We start from the raw sequence: 16,796 nt of genomic DNA on the forward strand, positions 1-16,796 counted from the left end.
ACCCGAGCGACCCGAACCGGGCGGACGCGTGTGTCCGCTTCGGTCGTCCGGGTGGCGCGCCTGGCGGTGGTGCGGGGCGGGTGGTTCGGGTCGGCTGCTCTGGGGTGGAGGCCGGTCATGGGATGTCTCCGATGGCGGCGGGGCGGGCGGGTTCGTCGGAGACCACGCGGCCGTCGGTGATGCGGATCACCCGGTCGGCCAGGTCGATCATGGCGGGCCGGTGGGCCACGATGACGGCGGTGCGGCCGTCGGCCAGGGCCCGGGTCGCGGACACGATCGCGGCCTCGCTGCGCCCGTCGAGCCGGGCGGTGGGCTCGTCCAGGAGGAGGACGGCGGCGCCGGGGCGGCAGAAGGCGCGGGCCAGGGCGATGCGCTGGCGCTGGCCCGCCGACAGGTCCGCGCCGCGCTCGCCGAGCACGGTGTCGTACCCCTGGGGCAGCGCCTCGACGAACTCGGCGGCCCGCGCCGCCGCCGCCGCGGCGCGCACGTCCACCGCCGGAGTCTGGCCGGCGTCGGCGAGCAGGATGTTGTCGGTCACCGACGCGGCGAACAGGTGGGCGCGCTGCGGCACGAAGGCCAGCCGGGCGCGCCAGGCGTCCAGGTCGAGCCGGTTCAGGTCCACCCCGCCGACGGTGACCCTGCCGCGCTCCGGGGTCACGAACCCCAGCAGCAGATGCAGCAGCGTGCTCTTGCCCGCGCCGCTCTCCCCGATCACGGCCACCCGTTCGCCGGGCGCGATCGCCAGGGAGACGTCGTCCAGGGCGGCGTCGTCGCGGCCCGGGTAGCGGACGGTCACGTTCTCCAGGCGGATCTCGGGGACGTCCGGGCCGGTCCGCGCGTCGCCCGCGGGGCCGGGTCCGTCGACCGCGTCGGTGTCCAGTACGGCGAACGCCTGGTCGGCGGCGGCCACGCCCTCCATCGAGGCGTGGAACTTGGTGCCCATCGCCCGCAGCGGCAGGTACGCCTCCGGGGCGAGCAGCAGTACCAGCAGCGCGACGTGCAGGTCCATCGAGCCGGACAGCAGCCGCAGCCCGATCGGGACCGCCACCAGTGCCAGCGACAGCGAGGCGGCAAGCTCCAGGACCAGCGACGACAGGAACGCCACCCGCAGCGTGCGCATGGTGGCCGCGCGATGCGCGCCGGCCACCTCCCGGATCACGTTCGCCTGGTGCCGGGCCCTGCCGAACGCCCGCAGCGTGGGCAGGCCGCGCACCACGTCCAGGAAGTGCCCGCCGAGCCGGGCGAGCGCCCGCCACTGGCGTTCGGTGACCGCCTTGGTGTGCCGGCCGACCAGCGCGCCGAAGATCGGGATGAGCGGGAGGGTGACCAGGACGATGACCGCGCTGGCCCAGTCCGCGGCGAACAGCCGGACGAGCACGGCGATCGGTACGAATCCGGCGACCGCGACGGCCGGCAGGTATCCGGTCAGGTAGGGGTCGAGCGCGTCCAGGCCCCTGCCGGTCAGCGTGACCAGCTCACCGGATCGGTGCGCGGTGATCCTCGCCGGCCCGAGTTCCTGGAGCCGGGCCAGCAGCCGGTGGCGGATCGTGGACTTGACCGCGCCCGCCGTACGGCCGGCCGCGAGACCCTGGACCCACCCGAGCAGCGCGCGCACCGCGACCACCGCGACCAGGCCCCACAGCGCGATGATCGCGAACCGCCCGGACAGGACCCCCGCGAGCAGTTCGGCCTGGGCGATCACCAGCAGCCCGGCCAGCACCGCGGCGGCCAGGCACACCGCCAGGTGCCGGCCGACGGCCCGTTCCGTGCGGGCCAGTCGCAGGAGGTCCTTGTGCATGACTCCCTTTTACGATCTTTTACGATCGATCCTTCCAGCCCCGCTGGAACCCCGTTTCGGATGATCTGTGGGCTAGAAGAACGACGGCACGCGCGAGCCCGCCGGCCTGCGCGGTCCGAACGTCCGCCATACCCATATCTGCGCCCCCACCATGAGCGGCGCGAACGGAACCACCATAAGTCCGAGCATGTTCAGTGTCCCTGCCGGGGCGGCGTGGCCGACCACAGTGGAGGCGGTCAGCGCCAGCCCGGCGAGCGCGGGGGAGGCGGCGAGCAGGGCCGAGCCGAGCAGCGCGCGCCCGCCGCGCGGGCGGCCCTCGCCGGCCAGCCGCCACGCGGCGAACGTGCGGCCGTGGAAGGCGAACACGGCGGCCACCACGGCGGCGAGCACCACGCCGAGCAGCAGCGCGGGCAGGCCGTCGAGCCCGGTCGCCACCCGCGCCAGGGCGAAGCCCCAGGTGAGCGCGAGCCCCCATGATCCCGCGCAGAGCGCGCCGTCCCAGAACGCCCGCCAGCGCGGACCGTCCACGCGGCGGCGGAACCAAAGCCCGGCGTCGCGCACGATCCACGACACCAGCAGCGCCACCACCAGCGGGTAGAGCGCGAACAAGACGTCGCCCTCCAGCGTGGGGAACGCGCCGAACAGCACGCCCACCCCGGCCACCAGCCAGACCTCGTTCGCGAGTACGAAGGGGGCGATGGCCCCGACCAGCCGGTCGCGCGCGGCCTGGTCGCGGCCGAGCACGGGCAGCAACATGCCGACGCCGATGTCGAAGCCCTCAAGGGCGAAATATCCGGCGAGCAGCAGTGCCAGCGCGCCGAACCAGACGATCTCCATGCCTGCCTCCTAGTAGGTCAGCGCGGGGGAGGGACGGTCGGATGCGTGCGATTCCTCCGGCGCGCCGAGGAAGGTGGCGGCGGGGCCGCGCAGCACGGTACGCGCGATCAGCACGTAGTCGACGACCGCGAGCAGCCCGAGCAGCCCCGCGAAGGCGGCGAACGACGCGCCGACCATGCCGGGGGTCAGGCCGGGGGACATGGCGTCCGCCACGGTCAGCCTGCCGTTGATCATCCAGGGCTGGCGGCCGACCTCGCGGGCCAGCCAGCCGAGGATCGCGGCCACGAACGGCACCGGGGTGGCCAGGATCACGATCGGGTGCGTCCAGCGCCACTTCGGCAGCCACCAGATCAGCGGGAGCAGCAGGAACATGAACAGCAACATGAGCAGCTCGCCCAGCATGATCATCAACCCCAGGGACAGGCCGCTGAGCGGGTTGGAGTCGAACTTGCCCGGCTGGAGGCCGCCGATCGGGCCGAACTGCGCGAACCCGGAGCCGACCGCCAGGAAGACGCCGATGGAGGCCACCACCGTGCCCAGGCGCATCGAGCGGGTGAAGAACTCCGCCTCCGGGTGGCGGCGGCTGAGCTGGAACGCGCTGGCCCCGGCCACCACCAGCCCGCCGGCGAGCAGGCCCGCCCCGATCACGTGCGGGAAGGCGTAAACGAACGAGGGGTTGGACAGCAGCGCGCCCGGATCGGTCAGCGCCAGCCGGTCGCCGCGCACCTGCGAGCCCGCCGGGTTCTGCAGGAACGCGTTGGCGACCATGATCCAGAACGCCGAGGCGTAGGCGGTCAGGGTGACCAGCCAGATGCAGGCGAGGTGCAGCCAGCGGGGCAGCCGGTGCCAGCCGAAGATCCACAGGGCCAGGAAGGTGGACTCCAGGAAGAACGCCACCAGTGTCTCGATGGCCAGCGGCGCGCCGAACACGTCGCCCGCGTAGTGGGACAGCCCGCTCCAGCTCAGCCCGAACTGAAACTCCATCACGAGCCCGGTGAACACGCCGAGCGCATAGTTGATCACGTAAATCTGGCCCCAGAAACGCGTCATCCGCTCGAACACCGGCTTGCCGGACAGGGCATGCCGGGTCTGCATGATCGCCACGAGGGGGGCCAGGCCCAGGGTGAGCACGACGAACAGGAAGTGCAGGCTTCCCGTCACGGCGAACTGAGTCCGGGCGAGGTCGAGCACGTCCATCGCTGCCAACTCCGTCGTTGTGTCTGTCTACATATAGAGAGCCTACATGTAGACTGGCTACATGACGAATCGGGATAGAGTTACGGCGTGAACACCGACGCGCTGCGCGGGCACATGGACGCCCTCCTGCTGTCCGTGCTGGAACACGAGCCGCTACACGGTTACGCCATCATCGAGGCCCTGCAGGAGCGCAGTGGCGGGGCGTTGTCGGTGCCGACCGGGACGCTCTACCCGGCCCTGCGCCGGCTTGAGCGCGCGGGATACCTGGCGGGCGAGTGGGCGACGGTCGGCGGGCGCAAGCGCAGGACCTACCGGCTGACCGGCGCGGGACGCAAGGCGCTGGCCGGCGAACGCTCCGCCTGGCAGGCGTTCACCAGCGCGATCGGCAGCGTGCTCGAACCCCGTAGCGCCCGCTGACGGGCCGGGAGGTCAGGGGTTCAAGCGTCGTACTTGTGGGCCAGGCAGGCGTGCAGCAGGCCGTACCGGCGGCCGGTCAGGGAGTCGTCGCCGAAGCGGGCGCGCAGCCTGGCCGCCTCGGCCAGGTGGACGCGGGACAACTCGGCCAGCGGACGCTTCAGCAGCGCCTCGCCGCCGTCGATGAAGGGGCCGTGGACCTCCAGCGCCGCTCCCGCGCGGACCGCCAGGTACTCGCCGCCGGGAGAGCTCCACAGATCCGTGACCCGCTCGCCGGGCCGGCGGAAGCGCGGCTCGTCGATCTCCGTGCAGTTGCCGGTGACGAAGTCGAGCGCGGCGAACACGACGGCCCCGTCGATGATCATGGCGAGCCTGGTCCCGCCGTCGTAGGCCGCCAGCCCGGTCAGGGGCGGCCCGTCCGGCGCGATGAACGGCGCCCACACGTCGTGCGCGCGCGGGTCGCCCGTGTTCATGGCCGCGATGCCGTCCCGCTTGGCCAGCACCATGCGCTGGGCGTGCAGGAACGCGACCTTGGTGGCCTCGTTTCCTCCGAGGTCCTGCTCCCCGGCCGCGACGACCCGGCCCGCGTCGCGGTCGAGGACCGTCAGGCGCCGTCCGAGTACGGCCAGCCGCCCGGTACGCCGGTGCGCGGCCAGCGCGGCGAACCCGCGGTCGCCGGTGAGCGGCCCCAGCGCGACCTCGCGCAGCCCCTTGTGCCCGAACAACAGGTGGCCCCGCGAGCTGAGCGCGGCGAATCCGGCGCCGCTGGCGGCCATCGCGATGATCCGGCCCGGCCGCCGTGCTCCGTGCCACACCGCCGAACGGACCCGCTCGCGCCGCCACATGGAGTAGATCTCGGCGTTGATGCCCGCCCGCACGTCCTTGGCGGCGTCGGCGATGTACAGCCGGGCCCCGCCCGCGGTGAACGCCACCTGGACCGCGGCCTGGCCGACGCCGATGACCAGCGGCGCGGGGGCCGGCAACGGCCGGGTCAGCAGGTCGAACAGCCCGGCCTCCCTGGCGTCCGGCGGACGCCACCCCCGGATCCGCCGGATCGCGGCCAGCCCGTCCTCGAAGGGCAGCGTGGGAAAGAGCCGCCACAGTTCCGCCCACGCCTCCGAATCCAGCAGCCCGCGGGCCAGCCGCTCGGCCTCGCGCCGGTCGCCGGGCTTCGGCTCGCCGTCCGTCACGATGTGCGCCGGGCTCTCGTCGCCCGCCCGCGTCATCAGCCGCGAAAGCCGGTCCCGCAGGCCGCCGCGCAGCCGCGCCCGCCCGGCGGCCAGCAGCGAGCCGTCGGGGTCGAGCGCGCGGTACCGTTCGGTCGCGCCGGTGAGCAGGTGGAACAGCGCCCGTTCCACCGGCTGGTCCGGTACCAGCCCGCGCTCCATGCAGATCTGCTCGGCGCGCAGCCGTACCTGCTCCGGGACGTCGGGTGACACCGCCGCGGAACAGAGCCGGTCATCGGCGGCCAGCCCGAGTGCCACCATGCTGTGCGCGTGGACCCGTGCGCGCTCCCGGCCGTGCGGATCGGTGGGCCACGGCCCGGCGGGGGCGGGCTCGCCCTGCCCTGCCAGCCGGTCCCAGAGCCGCTGCGCGGGCTGGTCCAGCCACGCCCGCCAGGCCCACATCAGCGCGTCGCCGGACAACTTCGCCGGATTGGCGAGCAGCGCCTCGCCCAGCATGGGACGGCCCGTGGCGGCGGCCCGCCAGAGCAGGTCCAGCAGGGGCCCGGTGGCGGTGGCGCAGATCGCGTGGGCGTTGCCGCGTACCGTCTCGTCCGCGTCCTCCGCGCAGGCCGCCACATTGAGCGCGGCCTGGTAGCCGGCCTGCGCGGCGAGCCGCCCGTGCAGGGCCAGGGTGATCTGGCGGGCCCGGCCGTGCGAGGCGACCGCCCCGGTCTCCAGTACGGCGGCGCGCAACCGCTCGTCGCGCGTCGCCACCCACCGGTCGGCCAGCCACTCGCGGGCGTGCCCGCGCCGGGCGAGCCCGATCATGGCCGTCAGCGCGGCCCGGTCGCCCCGCTCGGCGAGTGCGGCGAGACGGCGGCGGGCCCCGTCGCCCCAGGGCAGGCGCGCGCCGAGCCTGAGCCAGATGTGCACGTGCTCGTCCTCCGCTCCTCGGGGACATCTGGGGTCAAGTCTGGCGAGCGGACGGCGACGTGTCGATCACTTCTCGCGAGTCCTCGTGGTCGCGGTTTTCGGGCCTCGCGCCCGGCGCTTCCCGGTGGGCGTCCGGTGCCGGGCGATGATGGGGGCATGCTGATCCGTCACCGCGGTCACGAGCCGGTCGTCGATCCGTCCGCGTACGTCGCGCCCAACGCGACCCTGGCCGGGCGGGTGCGCGTCGGCCCGCGGGCGCGGGTGATGTACGGCGCGGTACTCGACGCCGAGGACGGCGTGATCGAGGTCGGCGAGTGCTCGATCATCTGCGAGAACGCGGTGCTGCGCGGCGACGTGTCACTCGGCGACCACGTGTTCGCCGGGCCGCACGCCACACTGCTGGGCTGCCGTGTTGGCCGGTGCGCCTATCTGGCGACCGGGGCGACCGTGTTGCAGGAGGCGGTGGTCGGGGCGGGTGCGGTCGTCGCGATCGGCGCGTCCGTCCACGCCACCACGGTGCTGGCGGACGAGTTCTTCGTGCCACCGAACATGATCGCCGTCCCGGGCGGGCTGTACGCGCCCGGCGACCCCGCGCTGCCCGAGGCGATCAAGGCGGTGGGGTTCGCCAAGGTGGCGTTCGGCGTCGAGGCGGACTGGGAGGACCGGATCCGCCGTTACGAGCGGGTCGCGGAGGTCCGCTCCGCGCAGTTCGGGGCGCACGCGGACGACGAGATCGTCGGCTGACCGCCGGCCCCGTCCGATCTCTGGGGAGGCCATACCGTTCCCTTCTCCCGATCCGGAGAGGGGTCATACGGATGTGTGGTTTGCACGTTATGTTGACCGGTTGTGGACACGGGCGTACGTTTCGGGGCGCCGGAGCGATTCCTCCCGCACAGGAGTGCGCCATGCCCAGACGCTCGGTTCCCGTCCTCGTGGCCACCGCATGCGCGGTGGCGATGGCGGCGGTGATCGCCGTACTCAACCCGTCGGCCGCCGCCGGTGCCCAGGTCATCGGGGGCTTCGATTTCGGACGCGCCCAGGTGTCGGTCACCGGCCTGCAGGTCCCCTGGGGGCTCGCGTTCCTGCCCGACGGCAGCGCCCTGGTCGCCGAACGCAACACCGCCAGGATCATGCAGGTGCGCCCGGGGGCCACGCCGGTCCCGGTGGCCACCGTGCCCGGTGTGTCGGCGCGAGGGGAGAGCGGCCTGCTCGGGCTCGCCGTGTCCCCGACGTACGCGCAGGACCAGTGGGTCTACGCCTACTTCACCACCACCTCTGACAACCGGCTCGTCCGGTTCAAGCTCAGCGCGCCGCAGACGCAGGAGGTACTGCTGTCCGGAGTGCCGAGGAACACCTACCACGACGGCGGCAGGATCGCCTTCGGGCCCGACGGCCTGCTCTATGTCGCCACCGGCGACGCGGGCGTCATGGCCAACGCACAGGACCTCGGCACCCCGGCCGGCAAGATCCTGCGGATGACCGCCACGGGCGGCGTGCCGCCGGGCAACCCGTTCAACTCCCTGGTCTACAGCTATGGCCACCGCAACGTGCAGGGCCTGACCTGGGACCACCGCGGCCGGCTGTTCGCCAGCGAGTTCGGCAACAACGCCTACGACGAGGTCAACCTGATCGTGGCGGGCGGCAACTACGGCTGGCCCACCTGCGAGGGCACCTGCAGCAACCCCTCCTACCGCAACCCGATCGTCACCTGGCGGACGTCGGAGGCGTCGCCGAGCGGCATCGCGTACGCCAACGACACGTTGTTCGTGGCGGCGACGCGCGGCACCCGGCTGTGGACGGTGCCGGTGAACGCCGACGGAAGCGCGGGCACGCCGGTCGCGGAGTTCCAGCGGACGTACGGCCGGCTGCGCACCGTCGCCGTCGGGCCGGACGGCTGGCTGTGGGTGGCCAACAACAACCGCGACGGCAGAGGCACGCCGTCGGCCGACGACGACCGGATCATCCGCGTGCCCCCGCAGGGCGGCCCCACCCCGACCGTGACCCCCACGGTGACCCCGACCGTGACACCCACGGTCACCCCGACGGTGACTCCGACGGTGACTCCGACCGTCACCCCCACCGTGACGCCCACCGTGACGCCCACGGGCGGCCTCGCCTGCTCGGCCACCTACCGGGTGGTGAGCGAGTGGGGCGGCGCCTTCCAGGGGGAGGTGGTCGTGCGTAACATCGGCCAGCGGACGTCATCGTGGACGGTCGGCTTCGCCTTCCCCAACGGCCAGCGGATCAACCAGGCATGGAACGGCCGGCACACCCAGTCCGGCGCGGATGTGACGATCCGGAACGAACCCTGGAACGGCGCGCTCGCCCCCGACGGCACGATCACCGTGGGCTTCAACGCCACGTGGTCCGGCTCCAACGGCCTGCCGTCCGCTGTCAGCTGCACCGCGACCTGACCGCCGACGCCGAGGGGCCCCGGCGCTAGCCGGCGGCCCCCGGCGGCGCGGTGAACGACCGCAGGATCGCGGCGCACAGCGCGGGGAACAGCGTGTCGGCATGGTCCCGCTCGAAGAAACCGGACACCTCCAGGCTGACCGCGCCGTGCATGGCCATCCACATCTGGTCGGCGATCTCCTGGGGGTCGCCGGCCAGCTCGCCCGCGGCCACGGCCGCCTCGCACGCGGACTTCAGCAGGCGGAACGCCTGCCTGGCCTCGCGCCCGTCGTCCGCGCTGGGGGAGAACTCCGGGATCACCTTCTCGAACATGATCCGGTAGTAGTACGGCTCCGCGAGCGCGTACGCCCGGTAGGCCGCGGCCAGGGCCAGCAGGTGGGCGGTCGGGCCGGGGCCGGGCCGCACGTCTTCCAGCGCCCGCCGGAACCGGGCGAACCCCTCCCGCCACAGCGCCTCGGCGAGCCCGTCCTTGCCGCCGAACAGGGTGTAGATCACTTTGGTGGAGCAGCCGGCCTCGGTCGCGATCCGCCGTACGGTGAGCGCCGCGTGCCCCTCGCGGGTCAGCAACGTGATCGCCTGGTCCAAGATAGCGGTTCTGACCGCGTTCTGGCCGATCCGCTGTGCGCGCTCGTATGCGGTGCTGGTCATCTGAAGCCGTCCCTGTGCTCTACGTGGCCGCAACTCTAGACGATCCGCGCGTAGTAGTGCCCGTCAGAGCGTGCGGACCAACCCGCCGTCGCAGCGCAGGGCGGTGCCGGTGACGTAGGAGGCCGGGACGCCGCACAGGAACGCGGCGACCACGCCGAATTCCTCCGGTCTGCCGTACCGGCCGATGGGGATGCCCTGCCGGGCCCGGGTCTCGATCTCCTCCGGCGTCATCCCGGTACGGCCGGCCGCCGCCGCGTCCAGCTCGGCCACCCGGTCGGTGGAGATCCGGCCGGGCAGCAGCAGGTTGACCGTGACGCCGTCCGCGGCCACCTCGGCGGCCAGCGTCTTGAGGTAGGCGGCGAGGGCGGCCCGTCCGAGGTTGGACAGGGCGAGGTTGGCCAGCGGGGCGGCGACGCCGGTCGAGCCGATGGCCAGGACGCGTCCCCAGCCGCGGGCGCGCATCCCGGGCAGGGCGAGCGAGACGAGCCGCTGCTGGGGCAGCACCAGCGCGTCCACGGCCTGGCGTACGTCGTTCGAGGACATCCCGGCGGCGCCGCCCGGCTTGGGGCCGGGGCCGTTCAGGACGAGGACCTCGACCGGGCCGAACGCCTCGGTGGCCGCCGCGTGCAGCCGTTCGGGGCCGTCCTCGGCCAGCAGGTCGGCCTGCACGCCGATCGCCCCGGGCAACTCGGCGGCGATCTCACGGGCGCGCTCGCCGCGCCGGCCGGACACGACGACGCGGGCGCCCTCCGCGGCCAGCGCGCGGGCGGTGGCCTCGCCCAGCCCTCCCGTGGACGCGCAGACCAGCGCGACCCGGCCGGTCAGCCCGAGGTCCATACAACGCACCTCCATGTGCGAAAGGTGGCCAGCGGCCCCCGCCCCGCCACGATCTCCCGAAGACCGTAACGTGCCCGCCACGGAAGACGCCCGCAGGGTGCCGCGCGGTGCCGGCGGCGATCCCCGTACCGCCCGGAATCACCGTGCGGAACCACCGTATTATCCTGTACGCTACCGAGTGGCTACGGCTAGTAGCCGACTCGGCCGCCCAGACCACTGCGGCGCCCTCCTGAAGTCTGGAAATGATGGGATCCCGGGTGGCCGTGATGGGGTTTGCCGTTGACACCTCGTGGACGGACGGCTGCGCGGTCATATCGGTCGCCGGTGAGCTCGACATGGGGGCGGAGTCGATCGTGCGCGCCTGCCTGGAGGAGGTCTTCGCCGCCCCGGGCGCGGCCGTGGTGCTCGACCTGAGCGCCACCACCTTCATGGACGCACGCGGCATCTCCATTCTGGTCGCGGCCCGCTCCATGGCCGAGCGGTCGAGCGTCGCCCTCCATGTCGTCGGCATCCGCCCCCGCCTACGCTCCACCCTGAAGGTCGTCGGCCTCGACACCGTCTTCCCCGACATCCACCCGGGCTCTTACCCCCCATGACGGCCTCGGCCGGTGTGGATCGGCCGATCGTGGCCGATGAGCAGGCCGCCCGGTTCTTGCCGGATCGGACCCTGCCGACACGGATCGGATCGGTGAGCGGCGTGGTCGGCCGGGGCCGCTGGATGGACCGGTCGCCTCTGGTCGGCGGGTCGGCGGGGTCGCGCCCGGCGGCCGGTCCGCTCCAGGGCGTCCTCCTGTGCCGATGCTTCTCCCCGGACGCCCGCCGTTGCCGGAATCGCGGCTCGTGGCGGCGCTGACGGTGAAGGCGGTCAGGTGGGGTCGGGGAACAGGTCGGTGACGCAGGGGGAGCGGTCGATGACGTCCTGGGCCACCTCGGCGAGTTTCCGGCGGCGGGAGCGGGCGTAGCCGCGCAGGATGCGGAAGGCCTCCTCCATGCCGGTCCCCGAGCGTTCCGCGATCACGCCCTTGGCCTGCTCGATGAGGATGCGGCTGGTCAGTGCCGTCTGCAACTGCCCGACCAGCACCTCTCGCTCCGCGATGGTCCGCTGGTTGAGCAGCCCGATGGTGGCGACGTCCACCAGGGCCTGGCCGAGCAGTGCCTGCGGCTCGGACGGCTCGCCAGTACGGCGGGCGAACAGGCCGACCGCGCCGAGCACCTGGTCACCGCGCCGCATGGGGATCGCCAGCACGGAGCAGAAGCCCGCCGCCAGCGCGGCCGGGGCGAACCTCGGCCAGCGCTCGCGGGCCTGGCTCAGGTCGGCGCACGCGATCCGCCGCCCGCCGTCGTAGGCGTCCAGACAAGGACCCTCGCCGCTCTCCAGTTGCAGCACCTCCAGCAGGCGCACCCGCTCGGAGGAGGCGGCCACCACCTCAAGGCCGCCGGGCGGGGCCGCGGCGATCAGCCCGGCCTGCTCCACGTCCAGGACCTCCGCGCACCTCTCGGTCAGCATCTGCAGATATCCGCCGACATCGAAGTCCGCGGTGAGAGTGTCGGCCAGGGCGACGAAGGTCGTCGCCAACCGATCTTCCTTCGGCACGGTGGGCTCATCTCCTCGGACCCCCGATGGGCACGGCATGGCACGTCGCCGCCACCGGAGGAGTGGACTCCTTACTGCTGGGGCGTGTCGCCGCCGACCGGGCGTACCGGCGTCATCGGCGGTCCGGGCGCTCGCTTGCCTGCGACCCGTAGCCCATCCTCCCGGGCCACACCACCCGTCGGCAAACCCGCCACGGATGCGGATGGACCGAAACCCACCCCACGGAACCCACCCTCAGCCCACGCCGGGAACACCGCCCACCCCCGGCGCCCGCCGCCGGTCGGACGGTGTCCCGCCGAGCGGTGTGAATGGGAACGTTCAAATCGGACATCGCGCAGGTCGGCCACTCCGGCCGCGGAAAGTTTCACCGACACGATCGCCGGTTGTGCGGGGGGTCTTCTAGTGAAGTCCGTGGAATGTGCGGGTGTCCGGGTGGTCCATGCCGCGAAAGGTGTCCGCCGACTTCGCGTGGGTCTCCGTGGACTGTGGCATTGGCGCAGGGGCCGTGTCCTGAAGCGTATCCGCACGCCGATGCGTGGGGTCTTCGCGCCCACGAGCCGAGGCCGGGACACACGGCACACGAGCAACCCGGACGTCGGGCGAAGCCCGACCCAGGAAAAGCGTCCGAGCGACAGCGAGGGCCGGGTACTTCGGGTGCGTGGGCGGTGTGGCCGGTGCTGCGACGGCGGGTATGGACACTCGCCTGCGGGAGCCGGCCGCCAGGGCCGCGGGCATGATCATGGGCGGCGGGCGGGGGGCTTGCCGTACTCCGGTCGTGACCGGGACATGCGGCACGCGGGAAGCGTCCGAGTGGCCGAGGGCCGACGTACTTCGGGTGTGCGGCTGCGCGTGCCTGGTGGGGGCGGGGGTGGGGTTGCCGGTGGGAGGAAAAGGATCAAGGAGTGAGACGGATCTGGGCGAAACGGTCTTAGCGTGTGATACTCAACCCCGGCGCTTACCCGAGGGAGGATCATGACGGTCGGGGAGACTTACGACCCGCTCGGCGCGCATCTGCGCGATCCCTATCCGGTGTACGACCGGGCACGGCAAGAGGAGCCGGTGTTCTATTCGCCGGTCATGGGGGCGTGGGTGGTCACGCGCTACGACGACGTGGTGACCGTGCTGCGCGACCCCGTCCTTTACTCCTCCTCCGCCCCGTTCACCGACGCGTTCCCGCTGCGCGAGGCGACGCTGGCCGAGCTGGGCAAGGGCTATCCGCCGCAGCCGGACCTGATCCAGTCCGATGGCGAGACGCACGCCAGGCTGCGTGCGCCGATCGCCGATGTGCTGAAGCCGGACCGGGTGGCCGCGCTGGAGCCGTTCGTCCGTGAGCAGGCGGCCGACCTGGTCGCCTCGTTCGCGGGGGCCGGGCGCGTGGAGTTCATGACGCAGTACGCCGTGCCGCTGCCCTGCCGGACGATCGGCCGGCTGTGCGGTCTTTCCGCCGACCAGGCGCGCCTGGCCTACGAGTGGCTGGACGCCTTCATCATCCTGCGCTCGGCCCGTCTCACCGAGGAAGAGGAACTGACCGGGGCCCGCGGGTTCGTACGGTTGCAGGAACTGATCGGCTCCCTGGTCCGCGAGCGCAGGGCCAAGCCGGGTGAGGACGCGATCAGTGAGGTGGTCGCGGCCAGCGTCCCCGGTGAGGGGCCGCTGTCCTATGAGGACGAGGCGCAGGTCGTGGCCAACCTGTTCCAGCTCGTGATCGCCGGGCACATCACGACCGTGCCGCTCGGCGGCATGGCGATGGCACTGCTGCTCGGCCACCGTGAGCAGTGGGAACGGCTGTGCGCCGACCCCGCCCTGATCCCCGGCGCGGTGGAGGAGATCCTCCGGTACGGCACGCCCGCCAGCGGCCTCTACCGCGAGGTGACCGCGCCCACCGAACTCGGCGGCGTGACCCTGCCCGCCGGATCGCGGGTGCTGCTCCGCTACAACGCCGCCAACCGCGATCCCGGCAGATTCCAGCACGCCGCGGAGTTCGACATCGAGCGGCGGCGCAACCGGCACCTCGCCTTCGGCCGTGGCGTCCATTTCTGCGTCGGCGCAGGACTCGCGCGCATGCAACTGCGGATCACGCTGGAGACGCTCACTTCGGAACTGCCCGGACTACGGCTCGCCGAGCCGGTAAGTTACCGGCCGGTTCATGACGTACGTCACCCCGAAGCGGTGCATCTAGTGTGGTAGACGGCGGATGACGACGAATGACTGCGAACTTGACACATTGTTGAAATGCCCAATCGGCTGGAACGTGTCGCCTTACGCTGGCCCTCGGCCTACAGCGCGGGAAAGGAAGGACACGTGGGGATGGACTTGATTCAGTGCCCTGTGTGCACGGGGGTGCTACCCGCATCCGGCCCGGACGCCTACACTGCGGCAAGGGGACGGCTGATCGTCTCCAACGGTTACTGCGATGGCGGATGCGCCGAGCCGGCGCCGCCGCCGCCCGTGCGGCAGCAGATCGCGGGAGCGGCCCAGCACCAGCCGGCGCCACAGCCGCACCCGCAGCGGCAGAACGCCGCCCCGCCCGTCTACACCACGCGGGTGCCATCCTGATCCACCGCCGCCTCACCGGTGCCCCTGCGTGGTGTGCCAGTAGTCGCGGGTCTCCACGGCGAGGCCGTCCGCGCCGAACCGGGCGAACACGCACCCGGCCAGCGTGACGGGCTCGCCGTCGTCCAGTGAGCGCACCTTGAACTCCGCGACGGCGGTGTCGCCGTCCACCAGTGGTGTCCCGAACTCCACGCTCACCGGCGTCTCATCCGCGAACGACCACCGGATGTACTCCTCGATCGCGGCCCTGCCCCGATGCTCGGGGCGGAACGGCATGCTGCGGTGCACCGCGTCCTGCGCGTACAGCGCGATGATCGCCTCGACGTCGTGCTCCGCCCATCCGCGCCGCCACGTGCCGGTGAACCGCAGGGCGGCCTGCCTGGTGTCCATGAGATGCCATTGTCGCCGCCTGGCCCTACGATCGGCGCCATGCCCAAGGTAACGGCGCTCACCGGCGCAGGCATGTCCACCGACTCCGGCATCCCCGACTACCGGGGTCCCGCCGGGCTGTGGAACAAGGATCCCGATTACGAAAAGCTCGTCACCTACTCCATCTACATGTCCGACCCGGACATCCGCCGCCGCTCGTGGCTGTTCCGCGGGGACAGCCCGGCCTGGACGGCCGAGCCCAACGCCGCGCACCGCGCCCTCGCCGCCCTCCCCGACGCCTGGATCATCACCCAGAACGTCGACGGGCTGCACCAGCGGGCCGGTTCCCCCGCCGAGCGCGTCCTGGAGCTGCACGGCAACATGTTCCGCGCCGTGTGCACCTCCTGCGGGCGGACCGGCACCACCCGCGAGGCGATCGACCGGGTGCTCGCCGGCGACCCCGACCCGGCCTGCCACGCCTGCGGCGGCGTGCTCAAGACCGCCACCGTGATGTTCGGCGAGGCGCTCGACGCGGCCGTGCTGAGCGCGGCGGCCGAGGCCGCCCAGAGCTGTGAGATCTTCCTGGCCATCGGCACCTCGCTCCAGGTCCAGCCGGCGGCCTCGCTGGTCCGGGTGGCCGCCGAGTCCGGCGCCCGGGTGATCATCGTCAACGCCGAGCCGACCCCTTATGATCACCTGGCCGAGCAGGTGATCGGCACGCCGATCGGCGGCGCCGTCCCGCGCCTTTGCGAGACGCTGCTCGCCGGCGGCTGACGGAGGTCGTGCCCATGATCGAATCCGCGCGCGCCCGAGACGTAGCCGGCCTGGTCCAGGCCGTGCGGGCGGGCGGCAGGGTCAGGTACCTGTTCTTCTGGGGACACCGGCCGCCGCGCGGCGGCGGGACCGGCCCCGGCTGCCTGTCGCAGTGGTGGGCCGCCCGCTTCGAGGTGGACGGCGTCGGCTACGCCACGGCCGAGCACTACCTGATGGCGGCCAAGGCACGGTTGTTCGGCGACGAGGAGGCCGCCGCCGAGATCGTCGCGGCCGGGCATCCGCGAGACGTCAAGCTGATCGGCCGCCGGGTGCGCGGCTTCGACGAGGAGACCTGGGCCGCGCACCGCTTCGGCATCGCCGTACGGGGCAACGTGGCCAAGTTCGGCGCGCACCCCGATCTGCGCGCCTATCTGCTCGGCACCGGCGAGCGGGTGCTGGTCGAGGCCAGCCCCACCGACCGGATCTGGGGCATCGGGATGACCGCGAGCGATGTCCGTGCCGAGCGGCCGCAGGAGTGGGCCGGGCGTAACCTGCTCGGTTTCGCGCTGATGGAGGCGCGCGCAGTCCTTACCGGCGCCCCGGGATGACTCAGCGCCCCCGGGAGAGCCGGTCGGCCCGGCGGATCGGCTCGGGGATGCGGTAGGCCGGGGCCAGCCGCAGTACGTGCCCGCAGGCCTCGTCCAGGCCGACGCGATGGCCCTGCGACACGTAGACCGGCTTGACGCCGTCGCGGGTCCGCAGGGCCCGCCCGACCACCTCGCCGTCCAGCACGATCGGCGTCCAGGAGCCCCGCTCGGGGGCCGGTGGGTCGTGCCGTCCGGCGAAGGGCGTCTTGGCGACGCCGATGACCGGCAGGCCGGTCAGCACGCCCAGATGACAGGCCAGGCCGAAGCGGCGCGGGTGGGCGAGGCCGTATCCGTCGCAGACGAGCAGGTCCGGCGTGATCGTGAGCCGGTCCAGGGCGGCCAGCAGGGGCGGCAGCTCCCGGAACGCGAACAGGCCGGGCACGTAGGGAAAGCGGGCCGGTTCGCGGACCACGGCCTGGTCCACCACCGTGAGCGTGCCCGCGTCCAGCACGGCCACCGCCCCGGTCACCTCGTCGCCCGCGGTGGGGTAGCCGACGTCCAGCCCCGCGACGTGCCGTACCACGGCGGGCCCGGGGCCGGTCAGGTCGGTCAGCGGCGCAAGCCGCCGCTGGATCGCCTCGGCCTCGGCGGCGGTCCGCGGCCAGTCCCTTGTCGCCGGGTGCACCAGGGCAGGCTAC

16 protein-coding genes are annotated in these 16,796 nt (G+C 72.8%); 7 read left to right on the top strand and 9 right to left on the bottom strand.

Translation table 11 applies throughout. From position 1 onward, the window contains the following. Window positions 1-115: 115 nt before the first annotated feature. The 3 genes from cydD to ACH34R_RS16155 form a co-directional block, all read right to left on the bottom strand. Window positions 116-1,798 carry a thiol reductant ABC exporter subunit CydD gene (gene cydD, locus ACH34R_RS16145; protein WP_397562231.1) on the bottom strand — a complete coding sequence of 561 codons (1,683 nt, stop codon included), beginning with the start codon at window positions 1,796-1,798 and terminating at the stop codon, window positions 116-118. Between the two features lie 72 nt (window positions 1,799-1,870). After that, on the bottom strand, window positions 1,871-2,635 hold the full coding sequence (locus ACH34R_RS16150; RefSeq protein WP_111166517.1) for a cytochrome d ubiquinol oxidase subunit II: 765 nt from the start codon (window positions 2,633-2,635) through the stop codon (window positions 1,871-1,873). Between the two features lie 9 nt (window positions 2,636-2,644). Continuing rightward, window positions 2,645-3,832: a cytochrome ubiquinol oxidase subunit I gene (locus ACH34R_RS16155; RefSeq protein WP_397562232.1), complete on the bottom strand. Its 1,188-nt coding sequence runs from the start codon at window positions 3,830-3,832 to the stop codon at window positions 2,645-2,647. Between the two features lie 87 nt (window positions 3,833-3,919). On the opposite strand from ACH34R_RS16155, the gene ACH34R_RS16160 reads away from it, so the two are divergent. Further along, entirely contained in the window at window positions 3,920-4,249 is a 330-nt protein-coding gene (locus ACH34R_RS16160; protein ID WP_111166515.1) for a PadR family transcriptional regulator, read from the top strand. A 20-nt stretch (window positions 4,250-4,269) separates the two neighbouring features. Here ACH34R_RS16160 and ACH34R_RS16165 read toward each other — a convergent pair whose 3' ends face one another. Continuing rightward, window positions 4,270-6,345 carry a hypothetical protein gene (locus ACH34R_RS16165; RefSeq protein ID WP_397562233.1) on the bottom strand — a complete coding sequence of 692 codons (2,076 nt, stop codon included), beginning with the start codon at window positions 6,343-6,345 and terminating at the stop codon, window positions 4,270-4,272. 156 nt (window positions 6,346-6,501) lie between these two features. On the opposite strand from ACH34R_RS16165, the gene ACH34R_RS16170 reads away from it, so the two are divergent. Together ACH34R_RS16170 and ACH34R_RS16175 are read left to right on the top strand one after the other, a co-directional pair. Then, window positions 6,502-7,089 (top strand): gamma carbonic anhydrase family protein, encoded by a 588-nt coding sequence (locus tag ACH34R_RS16170; protein WP_397562234.1) that lies wholly within the window; start codon window positions 6,502-6,504, stop codon window positions 7,087-7,089. Between the two features lie 161 nt (window positions 7,090-7,250). Continuing rightward, on the top strand, window positions 7,251-8,759 hold the full coding sequence (locus ACH34R_RS16175; protein WP_397562235.1) for a PQQ-dependent sugar dehydrogenase: 1,509 nt from the start codon (window positions 7,251-7,253) through the stop codon (window positions 8,757-8,759). A gap of 25 nt (window positions 8,760-8,784) precedes the next feature. Here the strand turns inward: ACH34R_RS16175 and ACH34R_RS16180 are convergent, their stop codons facing one another. Both ACH34R_RS16180 and ACH34R_RS16185 read right to left on the bottom strand, forming a co-directional pair. Then, entirely contained in the window at window positions 8,785-9,405 is a 621-nt protein-coding gene (locus tag ACH34R_RS16180; protein ID WP_397562236.1) for a TetR/AcrR family transcriptional regulator, read from the bottom strand. Between the two features lie 63 nt (window positions 9,406-9,468). Then, a complete protein-coding gene (locus ACH34R_RS16185; protein ID WP_397562237.1) occupies window positions 9,469-10,257 on the bottom strand; it encodes an SDR family oxidoreductase in 789 nt (262 codons plus the stop codon). 251 nt (window positions 10,258-10,508) lie between these two features. Here ACH34R_RS16185 and ACH34R_RS16190 point away from each other — a divergent pair, with 251 nt between their 5' ends. Continuing rightward, entirely contained in the window at window positions 10,509-10,838 is a 330-nt protein-coding gene (locus ACH34R_RS16190; RefSeq protein WP_397562238.1) for an STAS domain-containing protein, read from the top strand. 269 nt (window positions 10,839-11,107) lie between these two features. Here the strand turns inward: ACH34R_RS16190 and ACH34R_RS16195 are convergent, their stop codons facing one another. Then, window positions 11,108-11,818 (bottom strand): ANTAR domain-containing protein, encoded by a 711-nt coding sequence (locus ACH34R_RS16195; RefSeq protein WP_397562239.1) that lies wholly within the window; start codon window positions 11,816-11,818, stop codon window positions 11,108-11,110. 990 nt (window positions 11,819-12,808) lie between these two features. Between ACH34R_RS16195 and ACH34R_RS16200 the strand changes: the two genes are divergently transcribed. Continuing rightward, on the top strand, window positions 12,809-14,023 hold the full coding sequence (locus tag ACH34R_RS16200; RefSeq protein ID WP_397562240.1) for a cytochrome P450: 1,215 nt from the start codon (window positions 12,809-12,811) through the stop codon (window positions 14,021-14,023). Window positions 14,024-14,404: 381 nt separating this feature from the next. Here ACH34R_RS16200 and ACH34R_RS16205 read toward each other — a convergent pair whose 3' ends face one another. After that, on the bottom strand, window positions 14,405-14,779 hold the full coding sequence (locus tag ACH34R_RS16205; RefSeq protein ID WP_397562241.1) for a nuclear transport factor 2 family protein: 375 nt from the start codon (window positions 14,777-14,779) through the stop codon (window positions 14,405-14,407). A gap of 39 nt (window positions 14,780-14,818) precedes the next feature. Between ACH34R_RS16205 and ACH34R_RS16210 the strand changes: the two genes are divergently transcribed. Together ACH34R_RS16210 and ACH34R_RS16215 are read left to right on the top strand one after the other, a co-directional pair. Continuing rightward, the gene (locus ACH34R_RS16210; RefSeq protein WP_397562242.1) at window positions 14,819-15,532 is read left to right on the top strand and encodes an SIR2 family NAD-dependent protein deacylase; all 714 of its coding nucleotides are present in this window, start codon (window positions 14,819-14,821) and stop codon (window positions 15,530-15,532) included. Between the two features lie 14 nt (window positions 15,533-15,546). After that, a complete protein-coding gene (locus ACH34R_RS16215) occupies window positions 15,547-16,119 on the top strand; it encodes an NADAR family protein (RefSeq protein ID WP_397562243.1) in 573 nt (190 codons plus the stop codon). A 1-nt stretch (window position 16,120) separates the two neighbouring features. Here the strand turns inward: ACH34R_RS16215 and nfi are convergent, their stop codons facing one another. Next, entirely contained in the window at window positions 16,121-16,783 is a 663-nt protein-coding gene (nfi, locus tag ACH34R_RS16220; RefSeq protein ID WP_397562244.1) for a deoxyribonuclease V, read from the bottom strand. Between the last annotated feature and the right edge of the window lie 13 nt (window positions 16,784-16,796).

Source organism: Spongiactinospora sp. 9N601, assembly GCF_044326295.1.
Classification (GTDB): Bacteria; Actinomycetota; Actinomycetes; order Streptosporangiales; family Streptosporangiaceae; genus Spongiactinospora; species Spongiactinospora gelatinilytica.